The sequence below is a fragment of the Parabacteroides sp. AM08-6 genome, from assembly GCF_003473295.1.
Taxonomy (GTDB): domain Bacteria; phylum Bacteroidota; class Bacteroidia; order Bacteroidales; family Tannerellaceae; genus Parabacteroides.
Map to the genome: position 1 here is coordinate 1 of NZ_QRMP01000046.1, position 15029 is coordinate 15029.

At 36.3% G+C, this 15029-nt stretch carries 18 protein-coding genes; all 18 read right to left on the reverse strand.

Going from position 1 to position 15029, the window contains the following annotated elements; translation table 11 throughout:
- Positions 1 to 407 (reverse strand): hypothetical protein (locus tag DW103_RS17080; RefSeq protein WP_147381234.1); only part of this gene is annotated, 407 nt, incomplete at its 3' end.
- Positions 397 to 2532, reverse strand: a complete 2136-nt coding sequence (locus DW103_RS17085) for a hypothetical protein (RefSeq protein ID WP_122278360.1) — start codon at positions 2530 to 2532, stop codon at positions 397 to 399. The genes DW103_RS17085 and DW103_RS17080, both read right to left, overlap by 11 nt.
- Positions 2529 to 4304, reverse strand: a complete 1776-nt coding sequence (locus DW103_RS17090) for a hypothetical protein (protein ID WP_147381235.1) — start codon at positions 4302 to 4304, stop codon at positions 2529 to 2531. Before DW103_RS17090 ends, DW103_RS17085 begins: the two co-directional genes overlap by 4 nt.
- A complete protein-coding gene (locus tag DW103_RS17095) occupies positions 4297 to 4578 on the reverse strand; it encodes a hypothetical protein (protein ID WP_122278364.1) in 282 nt (93 codons plus the stop codon). The genes DW103_RS17090 and DW103_RS17095 overlap by 8 nt, the downstream gene beginning before the upstream one ends.
- A 44-nt stretch (positions 4579 to 4622) precedes the next feature.
- Positions 4623 to 4919 (reverse strand): hypothetical protein, encoded by a 297-nt coding sequence (locus tag DW103_RS17100; RefSeq protein ID WP_122278367.1) that lies wholly within the window; start codon positions 4917 to 4919, stop codon positions 4623 to 4625.
- On the reverse strand, positions 4916 to 5374 hold the full coding sequence (locus DW103_RS17105) for a phage tail protein (protein WP_122278369.1): 459 nt from the start codon (positions 5372 to 5374) through the stop codon (positions 4916 to 4918). Before DW103_RS17105 ends, DW103_RS17100 begins: the two co-directional genes overlap by 4 nt.
- 4 nt (positions 5375 to 5378) lie before the next feature.
- The gene (locus tag DW103_RS17110; RefSeq protein WP_122278371.1) at positions 5379 to 5765 is read right to left on the reverse strand and encodes a DUF3168 domain-containing protein; all 387 of its coding nucleotides are present in this window, start codon (positions 5763 to 5765) and stop codon (positions 5379 to 5381) included.
- Complete coding sequence (locus DW103_RS17115) at positions 5762 to 6280, reverse strand: hypothetical protein (protein WP_122278373.1); 519 nt, start codon at positions 6278 to 6280, stop codon at positions 5762 to 5764. The genes DW103_RS17110 and DW103_RS17115 overlap by 4 nt, the downstream gene beginning before the upstream one ends.
- A 1-nt stretch (position 6281) precedes the next feature.
- Positions 6282 to 6614: a hypothetical protein gene (locus tag DW103_RS17120; protein ID WP_122278375.1), complete on the reverse strand. Its 333-nt coding sequence runs from the start codon at positions 6612 to 6614 to the stop codon at positions 6282 to 6284.
- The gene (locus DW103_RS17125; protein ID WP_122278377.1) at positions 6602 to 6895 is read right to left on the reverse strand and encodes a head-tail connector protein; all 294 of its coding nucleotides are present in this window, start codon (positions 6893 to 6895) and stop codon (positions 6602 to 6604) included. Before DW103_RS17125 ends, DW103_RS17120 begins: the two co-directional genes overlap by 13 nt.
- On the reverse strand, positions 6895 to 7185 hold the full coding sequence (locus DW103_RS17130) for a hypothetical protein (protein ID WP_122278379.1): 291 nt from the start codon (positions 7183 to 7185) through the stop codon (positions 6895 to 6897). Before DW103_RS17130 ends, DW103_RS17125 begins: the two co-directional genes overlap by 1 nt.
- Positions 7182 to 8426: a phage major capsid protein gene (locus tag DW103_RS17135; RefSeq protein WP_158576708.1), complete on the reverse strand. Its 1245-nt coding sequence runs from the start codon at positions 8424 to 8426 to the stop codon at positions 7182 to 7184. Before DW103_RS17135 ends, DW103_RS17130 begins: the two co-directional genes overlap by 4 nt.
- A gap of 12 nt (positions 8427 to 8438) precedes the next feature.
- Positions 8439 to 9074: an HK97 family phage prohead protease gene (locus DW103_RS17140; RefSeq protein WP_233545726.1), complete on the reverse strand. Its 636-nt coding sequence runs from the start codon at positions 9072 to 9074 to the stop codon at positions 8439 to 8441.
- Between the two features lies 1 nt (position 9075).
- Positions 9076 to 10317 carry a phage portal protein gene (locus DW103_RS17145; protein ID WP_122278385.1) on the reverse strand — a complete coding sequence of 414 codons (1242 nt, stop codon included), beginning with the start codon at positions 10315 to 10317 and terminating at the stop codon, positions 9076 to 9078.
- Between the two features lie 209 nt (positions 10318 to 10526).
- Positions 10527 to 12209: a terminase large subunit gene (locus DW103_RS17150; protein ID WP_122278387.1), complete on the reverse strand. Its 1683-nt coding sequence runs from the start codon at positions 12207 to 12209 to the stop codon at positions 10527 to 10529.
- Complete coding sequence (locus DW103_RS17155) at positions 12206 to 12700, reverse strand: P27 family phage terminase small subunit (RefSeq protein WP_122278389.1); 495 nt, start codon at positions 12698 to 12700, stop codon at positions 12206 to 12208. Before DW103_RS17155 ends, DW103_RS17150 begins: the two co-directional genes overlap by 4 nt.
- Before the next feature lie 270 nt (positions 12701 to 12970).
- Complete coding sequence (locus DW103_RS17160; RefSeq protein WP_122278391.1) at positions 12971 to 13873, reverse strand: tyrosine-type recombinase/integrase; 903 nt, start codon at positions 13871 to 13873, stop codon at positions 12971 to 12973.
- A gap of 21 nt (positions 13874 to 13894) precedes the next feature.
- Positions 13895 to 14857 carry a site-specific integrase gene (locus DW103_RS17165; RefSeq protein ID WP_122278393.1) on the reverse strand — a complete coding sequence of 321 codons (963 nt, stop codon included), beginning with the start codon at positions 14855 to 14857 and terminating at the stop codon, positions 13895 to 13897.
- Positions 14858 to 15029: the final 172 nt, after the last annotated feature.

The window sequence follows — 15029 nt, forward strand, 5'->3', positions numbered from 1 at the left end:
GTGTCCGGAATGTCTTTGCGAAGAAACATTCCGTCTAAACTTACCAAATTATCTTCTATTGCCTTGTAGATTTTCCAATCGGTCATTAAAGCAGAGTAGACATTGCTGTCAGACGGAAGGGTAACAAAATCTGTAGATTCAATTATTTCAATGGATGAAATACGTTTTAGCGCATCTGCATCATTTGCGGTAAGGTGTATATCTTTTGCATTACCTGAATATTTATCCGCTGTACTAACTATACCTGTCAACTGACTATGGTCTGTTGCACTTCCGGGGGTACTGCCACTTCCAGATGTAGAAACAGCGGAAGAAGTAACAACTCCCCCAGACAAAGCATCCAAAGCACGACCGGTACGGGGCATTGCAGCTATCTGCTTAACTTTATATGTATATTTAAGCGCCATTATCTGTAAATTCTACTCCTTCATAATTATCAGCTTCTATTTCAACCATACTTATATCAGAAGTAGCTGCACTTAGATTCTGATATTCATACGTCAACATAAATTTCCCAAGTGTATTGTTATCAGAAAGAACTGTAAATTCAGGTACAATCATTACTGTTCCTGTCAATTTATTTTTTCTTGATGCAAATTGGGAATAAATAGTACCTATCGCCAGTTCTTCAACACCAGCAGTTATTCCATTTCTATGTAGTTCTGTTACAATCCCATCCGAATAGGCCATAAACATTAAACCACGAGCAGCAGGGCTACAAGCAGAGGATGTGCCTATATGTGTTGTTAATTCGTATTTTTCCGCTGCATTCTTATCCATCCAAGCCGTATGTACTTGGTCCGTTAGATTTACGGACTTACCATATTTATCGACAATTTCGACAGACAAATCCTTATACAACACCCATCTTGTTAAGCTATATATATCTTCTTCTGTCCAGTTTATATACTGATTGTGCTGTATAATGCCCACACCAACCCGTATATCCAACCAACCAGCGGCAGGAGGTAACGGAATATACTCACCTGTTCCTCGTCGCGTTATTGCCTCAGGAAAGTCGTCACCCCAAACACCAGTTATCTGCCTATTAGTTTGCCATCCTCCTAGACCTGATGCTTTATAACGATCATTTACATCATAATAACATAGATAAGCGTCACCCCATGTACTTTCTCCTTTAACCCATTTCCCTTCTACGTTATATCCAATATGATTAAATACACTATTGTTAACATAATGATATTTAGCTATGCCATCCCGGTCCCGAAGTGTTATCATAACCGGGACATAAGCATAATTAGACCACGATTGCAATTTATCCCAATTTCCTTGTTCATTATATTTTCCCGCTTGTTCAAACGGATTATAACGGACATCGAATAAAAAATCAAGAGAGATTTTAAGCAAGTAATCATTTGTGGAATAATAGCCTATATATGGCTGCTTCTTAAGCCTGAACATTTCTCCTTTCACATGAGTTCCATTCGGATTCCCTTCCGAGAAACAGGATATTGCAGCGTTAACAAAACTTATATCACGTGGAAAGATTGTCCAAGCAACACCCCTAGAAGGCTCTCCACTGTAAACAGACTGGATATTAAAATATCGTGCTGTTGGGTCTGTCAATGTATACACATTATCTCCTCTTTCTGCAGCAATGTAAATAGTAAATCCAATTGGTTGTTCACTAGAAGTTCCCAAGTTCTCATAATTAACCCGCACTACGGTATTTGTCATTTGACTATCTACAGGAAAATCATCTTCTGGTATTTCACTTTTAATCAAATCGGCAACGTCATACGGGGAAAATGTCAAATTAACATTATTGTATATCTTATCAAATCCTAAAATACTATCTTTTCTTACCCATTTAACAGGTTTAGTTTCTTCCGTAACAATCTGATTTATATCAAATACATGTATATTCCCATTCTTTTGTTGAATATGAGCAGTTAAAGGTGTAAGAATATATTCAAGTACATCCTTTAAGGTATTTGCTTCTCCATCTTCGTCATAAAAATTTTCGCTTAAAAGATTAATGCCATCCAGTATACCAACAAAATCTATATGTCCCATCTTTGTTGACAGGTGAGTAATTACTCCTCCAGTATTTATACCTGTTTCAAAAACCAATTTGTCCAATAAATCTTTCAACAGAATAAAACCTGTTTCTTGATATTTTATACGGTCTAAAACAGAAAAATCACTAAACGTTAATGTAACAACATATCCTTTAGGGGTATAGTAAGGTTCTTCATACAATTCGGTGTCTATTGTCCCACTCCAATATAATGAACCATTACGATAAATATCCAATCGGATTGATTTAATACTAGTTGTGTATAAATCTGTAAATTTCCTGTCTTCATGACACAATACTTTAAGAGTAGCAGCACTACTACGGATAGGAACAAGTTTATCAAGTTTAGCCCACTCTATTGTAACAGCTTCGCGAGCGAGTTGTATTTCTTCTATAACAAAAGCCTTACCGGACTCTTGCCATATTTCAACATCATACAGAACCTGATATAAGTCCCGGAATTTAGCAGTATATCTTTTATATAAACTCATTGAACACGCTCGTTATATCTTTTACGTTTATCCATTACAAATTCTAAATCACGACCAGAAATATGACCGATAACATTAACATCCACCCGTGTAGCTGCCCCTGCCGTAAGTTGATACGCGATATTACGCTGTTGTGCTCTGTTTAATATCAATTCTCCTGAGTTAACACGAGCTAGAATATTATCACCACGGTATGATGTTCCGGAAACAATACCTCCTGTTTCATATTTCGGAAGACTAGAAAATGCAGCCATCATAGCCCCCACAGCAGCAATGGCTGTAATCCATCCGACAATTGGCGTTCCTGCTGCACTTCCTGCAGCTTCTACCGTAGCTTTAACCATTAAAGCAGGAATAACTTTTTGTAAAGCCTGATAAGTATTTCCTAATGCCGTAACACAATTAACACCATATGATAACCACCCAGCAGCACCTTCACCTGTAGCACTTCCAATAGCCTGTATCATATTAAGCGTACTACTAAGAGCTTCATTGTAATCCTGTGTAACCCTTACATCGTTATTAGATATTACCGGTTTAATCTTATCACCTAATGCACTAGCCGGATTTTTACCTTTATGCTCAATAAAAGCAGGTCCTGCAATTGGTTTGAGGTCAGATGCAAACAACATCCGATCTAATTTCGTTTTAGCTTCCTTAATAGCTTTATTCAAACCGATACGAGTTCCATCATCTGCAGCCTGTTCATACTTTTTTTGTAATTCTGAGATTTCGGCTTTAACAGCCCCTATGCTACCAGAGGAAAAACTTTCTTTTTCCTTTTTGGGAGTACTTATTATACTTTCAGATTGCGATGCCCGGTTCATTGATTTAACCATACTGGAAAACGTTCTATTTGCAATAAAAGCTTCCGAGCCTATTCCTAATACATTCTTTAACCATTCATCGCTTTCTTTTACCAAAATAGAGTTATAGTAAATTGCATCTTCATATTGTTTCAAAAGTGGTTTTAATGCTTCTTTAAATTTATCTTGATCTACTACCGTTTTCATTTGAACACCTGTTATTCCAGATTGTACAAAATCGACTTTAGAATTTTGCTTTTGTAATTCAATAGAACGTTTTTTAAATTCGTCATACATAGCCGACAATTTCGCCTTTTCTTCATCCCCCATAGCAGACACATCCAGACGAAAAATCTTTTCTAGATTCATTTGAGAAACATCCAAATTATCAAAACCTGTAGATTTTTGCACTATAGCTCTCAATGCATCAAAACTACGACGAGACAATTGTTCTGTTATTTCTTTTTGATCAGCTATTATTTTTTTTGCCTCTACCTCTGCTAATGCTTTTTGCTCCGCAGTAGAATTTTTGTCTTTCAATATCGCAATCTGCTCTTGTAAACCAGCTTGATTTTTCATATTGAAATACCCATAGCTCATTTTAGTATTACCCAACTGGTCAAGGGCAGTATATGCCTCTCTAGCCAATTGTATAGAATTACTAAGACCTTGTAAAAATGGACTCCAATCACCATTGGCAAATGAGTAAAATAAATTATCTACCGTTCCTTTTAAACCGTCTAATGTTCTATTATATTCATCGCTTAATGTCTGACTTGAATTTATAGACTTGTTAAAACCTTCAGCCACAGTAACGCCAGCACCCAAAGCACCCATAAACTTAAGGACAGTTCCAGATGCAAATTTTGTAAATTTTTCAAAATCCTGCATCTGCTGTCTAGACCGCCTCAGATTTTTATCATACTCCTCTGTTGTTAACCTAAGTCTCGCAAATATATCAGCCATTTTTCAAATCTTTTTCAAATTCTTTTGCTTCTTTTCGTAATCTACTCAAAGCTTCCATGTTCACAGGGTCTGCAACTTCTACATCTTTGTTATCATCCCATGGAAAAGGCATAAATTCTTCTACTGTTTCCGCATCACACCCAAAAGCCCTAGCTATTATAAACGATTTAAATCTAGCTTGTTCCCATGCATCATGACTACGAATAGATGCACCTTTTAGAAAATCAGCTATTTCATCTATATTAGCACAATCAAGAAAGTAGTCAGGGGCCATACCATAACGACCAACACAAATACGGTATAACTCCCGAACACTTGTTATTTCTTTTTCTTCACTTTTTTTTTATCTGTCTCCTGATTTATTTTCTCCATTTCTGCCATATAAAACTTCACGAATTTTTCTAGTAGAGTTTTATCTTCATCCAATATATCCACAAACTCATCAAACGTATATTGGAAATCATTATATTTAGAAAGTAGTGCAGAAAAAAACAGCAAAGACATAGATAAAAGCGTTCCACCTATAAAAGTTTTATTTGTAATAAGTTCATAGGTGTAGTACATACGTAAAGAGTATGATACTTCATATTCTTTACCTTCAATCACCATTTTCATGACGGTTTTATCTTTTCAAGTTTACCCTTACCTTTTAAAGATACAGACACTGTTCCGTTCTGTTTATTAGCGGCTGTAATCTTTACACTCTCAATAATAGCTTTACCGGAATATCCTTTTGATGGGACTAACCATCCGCCATCAGGAACACCCTCATTATTAGCGTTTGCAGGTATTCCAAATTTTATATCAACCGGTTCACCAGACATGCACTGTTCCAGAAGTTCATCATACGTAATATCTTGGCTAGCATCTTCATCCGCTCCACAAATATTTTCTGAACCTCCAGACCATCCGTACCCCGTAACCTCTGGATCATCCCAACCACCACTATCCTTACTGGCTGCATCTTCAGTGGTAGCAGTCAAATCTATATTACAAGATGTAGCTAGAGCAATCGCCTTGCCACTGACAAAAATCATAAGGTCTTTACCTTTTATTACTTTTCGTTTCATATGATTAATAAGTTGTTTGAAATTCAAAATTTAACACAAATACATATAGTCCACTGTCATATCCAACAGTACTATTTTTAAGACAGGAACCTTCTATTGAATAACCTTCATACTGCTTAGAGCTGCTTTCCAAAACCATACGTACATTATCAGCTAGAATAGAAACAGTTTCGAACCGCTCAGATGCGCATTTAACGGATACGCATGTTACATCACCTATCAAGCCATCTTTTGTATATTCTCCCGAAACATTTATCTCATCGTATAAGACGAAACTTTTTTTAGTTTGCTCAGGTACAACAATAGGAAATATGCGTTCTTCCACTATTCGTTTAACATCTTCATCTGATGTTAACACGCTGAATATATGATTACCTATTAATAAACTCATTGTCTTTTCTTATTTGCTATTTTTACTATTTCCTTCTCAATATTATCATTTAAAATATCTTGCGCATCTTTGATTTTAACCCTAACTGCCGTTTCAAAAAAGGGTTTCTCTTCCATCTTTCCCCTGTTTGTATCACGCGGATATTTCCCCCTTCCTTTCAACAATCTGATTTTTGTTCCGCTATTAATCCATCTTAAAATATAAGCAGTGTTCTTATAAGTCTCACCCTTGTATCTTATTGTAGACTTCCTATTGTCAAATAATCCGATTGTTGCACCACGGCCCGAACGATATATATTAATATTAATAGCAACAGATAACAGACTGGAATTTTTAATAGGACCGCTTTTATAAACAACCTGTCCAAGTCTTGTCGCAGCTTCTTTCTTAATAAGTTTAGAAGACGTAGACAATGCTTTTCTAAAAGCTATCTTTAAGTCCTTATTATTCAAATCCAAATCATCAATCATCCGATACATTTGGTGAGCATCTATTAGCCATCCTTCGTTATCCATATTACACGAGTTTTACACTTGAGCACTCATAATAGGCATATAATCCAACTCCAACAGGTTCTATTTTATTAATATCATATCTAATTGAGTTATACTCAACTTTCCATTCTGTTGTAATATCAAAAAATGAAGCATTGAAATTTAAATAATGCCTCCCAGGAACAGATTCATCTATACGCTCTCCGGAATTTACACAACTAACAATTTCTGCTAAAAACACTGCATCCGGATTATATTCTTGTACCACTTCTCCAGAAGGACATTTATTCTTATGTGGCTTAAAAAGTTGCATTTTATAATGCATCTTTCCTATATTTACTTTTACTTCTCCCATCTGAAATCTCTAATTAAATTTTGCGCAACAGTAGGTATACCATCCATCGCATCAGTAGGATTTTCAAACAATCTCCCGGCAGTCAACAGAATAGCAGCTTTTAGTTGGTAAGGTACATTGTCTTTATAGTCAACGGCAAAATCAACTCCTGTAAACTTCTCAACACTTCCTACAGCAGCAAGCAACATTGTTGTCAGATTACTATCCTGCATATCATGAAATATTCGCAAATGTTGCTTAAATTCTTCAAGTGATACCGGGCTATTGTTTAAATTCACCATTACTTTCCAAGTATTTCAATAATTTCAGCGGCAGTCTTTTCGCCAATGCCTTTTATATCTGTCAGTACTTCCTTAGCTGCAAGTACAGCATCCTTAGAGATTAACCCTTCTTTAATCAGGGCAGAACGAGCTGGTAAATCAATCGGCAAATCACTTTCATCAGGTTGCTGGGATGGTTTTACAAACCCTTCATCAATAAGAGTCTTCGCATTCTCTTCATCCATCTTTACGATATCCCCGGCAAAGTATGCTAACCCTTGCCGGGACTTCACAAATTCAACCCACATCATACAGCGATATCTTTTATTGCAGCAAATGATTCTGCCCTACGAACGAACACATCATGATAAGCATTCATTGTGATTTCTATCGCCCCCTCCTTTTTAAGTGTATAAGGGTCAGATATAACATCCAATCCACCCCACTGGCAGATTAACAGGTCATTGAAGTTTGCGAATAAAGCCGCATTCAAATTAGTACCTGTTCCTTTTTTAATATCGGAAGGAATGATATTAGATGCATAGGCTTTATATCCGTTAACCTCCCCATTTTCCCAGATATAACCGGAACCACCTTGCGACCTCAATGTTTGTTTCAATGCACCTCTTACCTTACTGTTTGTAAGATAAGCCAAAGACCCTAAATCAGCATTACGAATCGAAATAGCTGTTTCCAAATCAACCATTTTACCAAATGTCACTGCTCCCCCATTTTCACCAATAACAACAGAACCAATACCTGAAGTATTAAGAATACCAGTAGGTTGTCCTTCTCCACTTCCATTTATTGCAGCAGTTTCCAATGCCTCCGCATGTGCGTTAAGAATGTCTGAAATAATCATCTGCTCAACATCCCATGAACTTTGTATGATTAGCTGTTTTGAAATAGGAACATTCACTGCTAATCGTTTAGGCTTAAGTTCACGAGTAGTAAATGTTTTTTTAACATCAGACGCAGTAGTATTTTCACCTTCCCAGTTCGCTGTTATATGTTTTCCGTCAATTATTGTAATATTACCGGTTAGACCTCCAACATACTGTGCACCGGCAGATGCTAGCACAAGACGTTTACGTAGTTCTTCCTGATATCGCAATGATGTAGCGATAGTATATCCACCATCAGTTTGAGTTCCGGCTGTCATTCCTGCAAAAGCACGACTATAGTTAAGCACACATACAGGAATACCAGTTCCCTTAAGTGCAATGCCGGACCGTTCACATTCCTGCTTTGCCAGTTGCGACATTTCCAATTCAACGCCTGTTAGTCCTTCCTTTGAAGACAATTCTCTGAAAAACTTAGCAAAAGAAAATTTTCGAGCAGTTTCTTTTACATCATCAGATAACATACTGTTGGCAATAGCACGTTCCGCCGCTTCATCAATATTAATACGGTTCAATTCTTCAGTTAGACTCTCAACTTCAGCCTGCATTGTACGCAATTTTTCCTGTTCTTCAGGTTTGCCCATGATTGCGCGCATATCGGACAATTTTTTACTAAGTTCGTTTTGAACATCTTTTCTTTTTCTTGACATAATCATTATTTTTTAATACCTACAAATAGCCTCATAACCTTCAATAATTGACCGGATAAACGTTTCGTCCTGTTCATTTACCCCCCTTTCATTTTCTCCGGTATCTTCTATATCAATACAACGTACCAATCCGTCAATATAAAAGCCTTCTCCTTCAGCTAGTTCAATTGTTGTTTCACTACCCAGAGAACGCACCAAAGCATTTTTATTAGAAGGAACAGGAACAACCGATATTTCAATCAATTCACGTTTCCCGATATAATATGTTGGATTTTCGCCCTCAAGTGCTTCAGTTCCTTCTCCCCATTTACCATTTTCAAGCGGAAAATAGCGGACAGATACCCCTTTATAAGTCCCGGCCAAAAATTTCCTAAACACCGTTTCTGCTAATGGATTTATTTCTTTTTTCTCAAATGTTATTTCTCCCAATAACTTATTACCTTCTATCCATGCACGAGCACTTCCAATAGCCATATTAGGGTCAGAAGAATAGGCGTTATGATTGAATAAAACTATACCATTCTTATCAAATCTATCCAAGACCCAATCATTTGCAGTAAATACTGTGCCGTACGAGTCTTTTGTTTCATCAGAAAAAACAAAAGGAATAGTCCTCGTTTTTTCTACATCCTTACCAAATTTTCTCACATTACTCATTATCTTTCTCCTTTCCCGAATCTACGTTTTCTTCTTTTCCTGTTATATTTTGATTTGACGGATATAAATATTCATCCAAGCCGTCAACACTATTTCTATTCTCCATTTCACGCACTTCATTACGATTTAACCAACCGTCAAGAATTGCATTATGATAAAAAGCCGAACGCGTTTTCATGTCCCCACGTAAAAAGCCGTCTATATTGAACTTAAATTCAAACCTTCCCAGTTCCTTATCAAAAAGCAGCTTATTCTCAAGTTCAACCTCATAGCGCTTCAGTGTAGCACGAATTGAATACTTTATAAACTGGATATCTTGGTGTTCTATATTAGAAAATGTAGCACGACTAAGTTCTGCAAGTAAATGCGGAGGAACATTGAAAATGCGCGCTATATCCTGAAGAGCAAATGTTCTTGTTTGTAACATCTGAGCAGCTTCAGGAGCAACGCCGACTGGCTTATATTTCCAACCACCATCAAGTAAGGCTGTTTCATGATTAGCATTACCGTTAAACTTTTCTTGAAAAAGTTTAAAATCAGCGACCCCCATAGCCTTATCATTCTCAAGAACAGCCTTAATATTCCCTCCTTTCTCAAAGAACTCATTACCGAAAGAGGTTGCTGAAATTCCAGACTTTATAGCAGCCGAATTATACGAAATAGGATTGACACCTTTAATTCCATCGATAGATAGCGAGAAAAAGTGTAACATATCATCATCACTGTATACCCCATCATACCATTTTGACCCGGATATACGAAACCACTTTTTCCCATTCGAAAGCGTTACATAAACATAAGATGGATGTATAGGTAGTAATTCAACAGGAACAGCAGAACTATTTCGCTTTATTAAAACATATGCATTTCCCCAACCATCCAAGCAAGAATTAATATACTCCCAATATGAAAATACATTCATATAACTATTTGGACGATACTTTATTAGCTTATAAACAGGATGATTTAAAGCTTCTATTTTTCCACCTTCAATACGTTCTGTTAGTGTTTTAGGAAGTGAAGCAACACACTCCGCTCGTAACCTCATGGCTGCAAATACAGCCGTAAATTTCATTGCTGTACTTAGCGGTATTTCTGAACCAATGCCATTAAAAAAAGACATAGAATCGAATGTCATATTTTTATCTCCTACAACATTTGTTTTTTGCGTCTCATCTTCAACGATAGAACGTTTAAACGGGTTGCCTATTTTTATATTAAAATTCAATTCCATTCTTGATTATTTTATACAAACATCTAAAATAAATACATACAATACAACAGTATAAAAATAGCCATTACGAATATTTATTAATATCCATAATGGCTAAAAATATAAATACAAAAAAAGTTTGTACTTTTATAATTAAACAAGTTCAATATTTAACAAACAACACCATTAATTTAACCACAATTAACTAAAACATATATATCGTTTAAACGTTACATATTCACTGTATAAAACCCGTGAAATGTATACATACTCTCATCATCATCTTTCGACATATATGTACCGTAAGCATTTGCCATAGATACCACACCATCTATTTTTTCAATGCTTCTCTTTTTATCCAGCTTAATATTATCATTCGCATCTCTATATACAACTACATTTCGAAACATCCATCTAATAACCGGATTACGCATCAAGTCAACAGCACCAGCAGTAACATCTGCTTCTATTTTTTTTGTCGGTTCAGACATATTTTGCATTGATTGGCTAAATTCATCCAGAATTTCGTCAAACCCACACTTTTGCAGTCCTTGTATAACGCCATGATATGCTTTTGCTGGGTCAAATGCAACACGTTTAACATCATACTTCTTAAGTACATTTGAGATATCAGACACAAAAAAATCAATATCAATCACATCACCGGGTGTAATATTTATCCACCCTTCACTATGCCATTTACGATAATCTATCCTGTCCTCTTTCTGAAGAACTTTACCTTCAGGTATCCAAAAATAAAATCGAAACGCAGGAACAGGAAGATTTGGAAAATATAACGCAAGTGAATTAATATCCACATGTGAAGCAAGGTCAAGTCCTGCATAACATACCTGACCCTCCAAATCATCTTCAGTTGTACCATAATCACACGCCAAAACTTTTTCATCCTGTATCCATACGTCAGGAGCATCCACCCACATGTTTAAATTTTTGGTTTTAAAATTAACTTCTGTAGTACCCCCTTTATTTTTTGCATTTGTAAATTCATTCAACATATAATGCTCATAAACCGATATTCCATAATTTGGATTAGCTTTTTGCCAAGTAGTAATATCATCCCATTCATCCCCGGTATCCGGACAATATATAATGACAAAAGTATTATCCTGTACTTTAACCCCCTTTAGAATATCCACATAAAATGACCGCATCGAATAGTAGGGTAATGACATGTTACTACCTGCCGTTGTAATTGAAAACACTAAAGGTTGCCGCCTAGCTCCCATACCGGTAGTTATAAGATGGTACAAATCATCACTGGTCCAAGCGTGCATTTCATCGCATATAGCACAATGCGGAGACAAACCGTCTTTATTTTTTGTTTCTTTTGAAAGTGGCTTATAGCTTGAAGCTGTCCGTTCATAGACTATTGACGTTTTCCAAAGTGTAATAATTGTTTTTAACTCTGGAGATTGTTCAATCATCAGTTTTGCAGCATCCCAACAGATTGATGCCTGTGTTTTATCAACTGCCGCCGAATAAACTTCAGCTCCAGCCTCTCCATCCAATACAAGCATGTAAAGTGCAATACCTGCCGCAAAAGTCGTTTTACCATTTTTTCTAGCAACTTCGACATCTACATACATAAAACGTCGGCGACCATCCTGTGTTTTCCAGCCAAATACACACCATACAATAAAACACTGCCAATCTTCTAATTCTAATTCTTTCCCGGCCCACTCCCCTTTATAATGACGAAGAAATGTAAAAAAAGCAAGTGCCTTTTTAGCAGACTTTTCATCAAAATAGAACCCTTTTTCCGTCGCCGTTTCCAAATCATTCAAATGTCTCTGAACCGCTAACTTTTCAAGCTCACCTGCAATTCTCTCTCCTGACATTACACGGTCAATATAAGACAATGCTTTCTTTTTATAAATCTCTGACTTTTTCATAGATTATCCAATAAGTTTTTAAACGGGTCTTCATTTTCAGGTTGTGTCTGGTTTATTCTCTGCCGGGACACCGGAGTAAAACCAAATTCAGCCCCTATTCTATTAACATCATCAACCATCTGTTTGTACATCTTAGTCTCTGGACGAGTAATATACCCTGTCAATTGCAGGTTTTTATCATATTTAGGTTCAGCAGGTTTACGCATCCCCTCCATACATGTAAATAAGACATCCAAACTATTAGCATACACAGCCAAATGTTCAATGTCTAATTCTGTAAGAACACCTAAAGCAATCAACTGATTCGCTTTAGTCTTAAAAATCTCTTTAGCCCGTTTTGTAGGCAATAATTTAAGACGTGACGTTGATAATATACGTTTCACATCAGTAATCTTATCAGCATTATCCACACAACCGGACATTCTGCAAGGCTGATCTGTTCCCCTAAGTATTTTAATAGCGTCAGGGGTCGCTTTTCTTCCTTTTCCCATATCTATTCTATATTTCAAAAAAACTCCAATTTTGCACGCACGCGTTTTTGGTTGGGGGAGTGGTCTCGGCTAAATTAGCCTCAGAGATTTTCACCCCCCCCTCCCCCCGCTGGTTCAGAGGCATTTTAAACATTAAAAACCGCTTCACAAAAAGTAACAAACAATACATAGTACCTTGCATTACACAAAACAATAAATTATTGCTTTACTCACTTGCTATACTATTTTATTATGTTTTAATACGTCATTTAGCACCATTTCTAGCCCATATCAGAAAACATCATCAAGCACACGAACTGCAGGATTATCCAGCCTCAAATCATCATCAACACTCTTTAAATAAATTTCTGTCGTTTCTATCCTCCGGTGTCCTAACATTAATTGTACCTCTTTTATCGGAACTTTATGAATAATAGCTTGAACAGCGGCAGTATGCCGGAGTGAATGCGCAGTCTTTTCTTTAGTATAGATTCCTGCTTTCTTCATATAGTTTGTAACTATTCGGCTTATACTTCTTGCCGTTAATGGATACTCACCTTTTGAAGAATGAGACAGAAACACATTCTCGTTTTCCGAAGACACCCCACGATATTTAAGATATTCCATTAAAGGGGCAACTGGTTTTTTAGTTAATCCCAACCTTTCACGTCCATTCTCACCCTTGCGTTGTATGTCTATATGGCATCTGTCATCCGACATACAGACATCACAAACACGTAAACGAGAAGCTTCTATGCATCTAATACCAGAACGCAACATCAAATTTATTAAAGCATAATCACGCTTTCCGAATATTGTTGTTGTATCAATAGATTTGAATAGTTTTTCAATCTCTAATACTGACAAATGGGCTTTCCTATACCCTTTATAATTATGTTTTACCTTGATACCTGCTGCTATGTTTTCATGTTCTCCTGTTCTTTCACAATAATCAAAGAACATCCTTACAACTATCAGATATAGGTCTATAGTTTTATCAGATTTATTTTCACGCAACATAGTTGCCTTATATTCTATTATATCCGACCTTTTGAGTTCTTTTATATTCCGCCCTGTTATTACGACCCACTTTGCAAACTGAGCAAGAACCCTAAGATACAAGGCTCGACTATTATCCCTTATATCCTGATTGGCTACAAAATCTTTTGATAACTTACTGAATAGTTGCTTCATATTACTATTAATTAAAATCCTTTACGAAAGATATCCGTTCCCGGCTAACGCTCTGGCATTATCTTCCAACGTCATCCGGTCGTATCTGTCAAAACAAGCAGATGATTTATGCCCTGTACATTTCCTTATCTTACTTGTTGACACATTGTTGCGAACCATATTCGTTGCAAATGTTCTGCGCGCAGTATGAGAAGATATCATCTCATACTGAGGCTTTTTAATCATCACAATATCGCCTCCTCTATCTTCTTCGTATATAACTAAGTCAGTCAATCCAGCTTTTTTACAGATAACTTTAATAGCTTTATTAAAGTATTGTATACAGCGAGCAGGAGGCAAATTGCCACCGTATTTATTAAATATTTCACGAACATAATCTGTCATAGGTACAACCGCCTTATTTCTTGTTTTTTTCTGAAGTACATGGATATTATCACCGACTATATTATCTTTAGATAAACGAGAATAATCAGAGTATCGCTGTCCAGTCATACAACCAACTATAAATAGGTCCCGTATTTCTTCTTCTTTTTTAGTCAATCCTTTATAATAATACAGTCTTGCGACCTCTTTTTCCTTTAAATAGATTTGTGTAGAAATACTTTCGTGAACCTTTGCATCGGTATAAGAGTCATCAACAGCCCAGCCATTTAAATACGCTTTACCCAACAAGTATTTAAGTTTTATAACCATTGCCTGAATTGTAGATATTTTAAGACACTTTTCCACATGTAAATATTCAACAAATCCATCTATTTCTTCTTTACCTACTTCTTTTGTAGAAAAAGAGCGACCAAGATATTCCTGATAGTTTACAAAATGTTCCAGCATATTACGAAATGCCGCAAAATGCTTTCCTTTCTTTTTTAAGTTAATAAACAATACTCCAAATTGAATAAAGTTACATATTGGCAAATTGCGATAATAATCGCTTTGCAATTGCATATTTGAATCTTTATAAAACTCTAATTGAAGCGCTTCCATGATGTATAATTTTATAATCTAAAAAAAAATAGCACTACATTTGTAGTGTGATAAGCATATCAGCCTACAGGCTGGTGAGAGTTTGCAAAGCCGTTCGGTTGCCGCCGGACGGCTTTGCTGTTCCTATTCAATGTTTCACATCTTCCGTGATTTGAGCTAAAATCGACTATTC

What these genes read in the sequence shown, in the direction of transcription:
- DW103_RS17085 (WP_122278360.1), bottom strand. Translation starts at nt 2,532, where the DNA reads ATGAGTTTATATAAAAGATATACTGCTAAATTCCGGGACTTATATCAG.
- DW103_RS17090 (WP_147381235.1), bottom strand. Translation starts at nt 4,304, where the DNA reads ATGGCTGATATATTTGCGAGACTTAGGTTAACAACAGAGGAGTATGAT.
- DW103_RS17095 (WP_122278364.1), bottom strand. Translation starts at nt 4,578, where the DNA reads ATGGCCCCTGACTACTTTCTTGATTGTGCTAATATAGATGAAATAGCT.
- DW103_RS17100 (WP_122278367.1), bottom strand. Translation starts at nt 4,919, where the DNA reads ATGAAAATGGTGATTGAAGGTAAAGAATATGAAGTATCATACTCTTTA.
- DW103_RS17105 (WP_122278369.1), bottom strand. Translation starts at nt 5,374, where the DNA reads ATGAAACGAAAAGTAATAAAAGGTAAAGACCTTATGATTTTTGTCAGT.
- DW103_RS17110 (WP_122278371.1), bottom strand. Translation starts at nt 5,765, where the DNA reads ATGAGTTTATTAATAGGTAATCATATATTCAGCGTGTTAACATCAGAT.
- DW103_RS17115 (WP_122278373.1), bottom strand. Translation starts at nt 6,280, where the DNA reads ATGGATAACGAAGGATGGCTAATAGATGCTCACCAAATGTATCGGATG.
- DW103_RS17120 (WP_122278375.1), bottom strand. Translation starts at nt 6,614, where the DNA reads ATGGGAGAAGTAAAAGTAAATATAGGAAAGATGCATTATAAAATGCAA.
- DW103_RS17125 (WP_122278377.1), bottom strand. Translation starts at nt 6,895, where the DNA reads ATGGTGAATTTAAACAATAGCCCGGTATCACTTGAAGAATTTAAGCAA.
- DW103_RS17130 (WP_122278379.1), bottom strand. Translation starts at nt 7,185, where the DNA reads ATGATGTGGGTTGAATTTGTGAAGTCCCGGCAAGGGTTAGCATACTTT.
- DW103_RS17135 (WP_158576708.1), bottom strand. Translation starts at nt 8,426, where the DNA reads ATGTCAAGAAAAAGAAAAGATGTTCAAAACGAACTTAGTAAAAAATTG.
- DW103_RS17145 (WP_122278385.1), bottom strand. Translation starts at nt 10,317, where the DNA reads ATGGAATTGAATTTTAATATAAAAATAGGCAACCCGTTTAAACGTTCT.
- DW103_RS17150 (WP_122278387.1), bottom strand. Translation starts at nt 12,209, where the DNA reads ATGAAAAAGTCAGAGATTTATAAAAAGAAAGCATTGTCTTATATTGAC.
- DW103_RS17155 (WP_122278389.1), bottom strand. Translation starts at nt 12,700, where the DNA reads ATGGGAAAAGGAAGAAAAGCGACCCCTGACGCTATTAAAATACTTAGG.
- DW103_RS17160 (WP_122278391.1), bottom strand. Translation starts at nt 13,873, where the DNA reads ATGAAGCAACTATTCAGTAAGTTATCAAAAGATTTTGTAGCCAATCAG.
- DW103_RS17165 (WP_122278393.1), bottom strand. Translation starts at nt 14,857, where the DNA reads ATGGAAGCGCTTCAATTAGAGTTTTATAAAGATTCAAATATGCAATTG.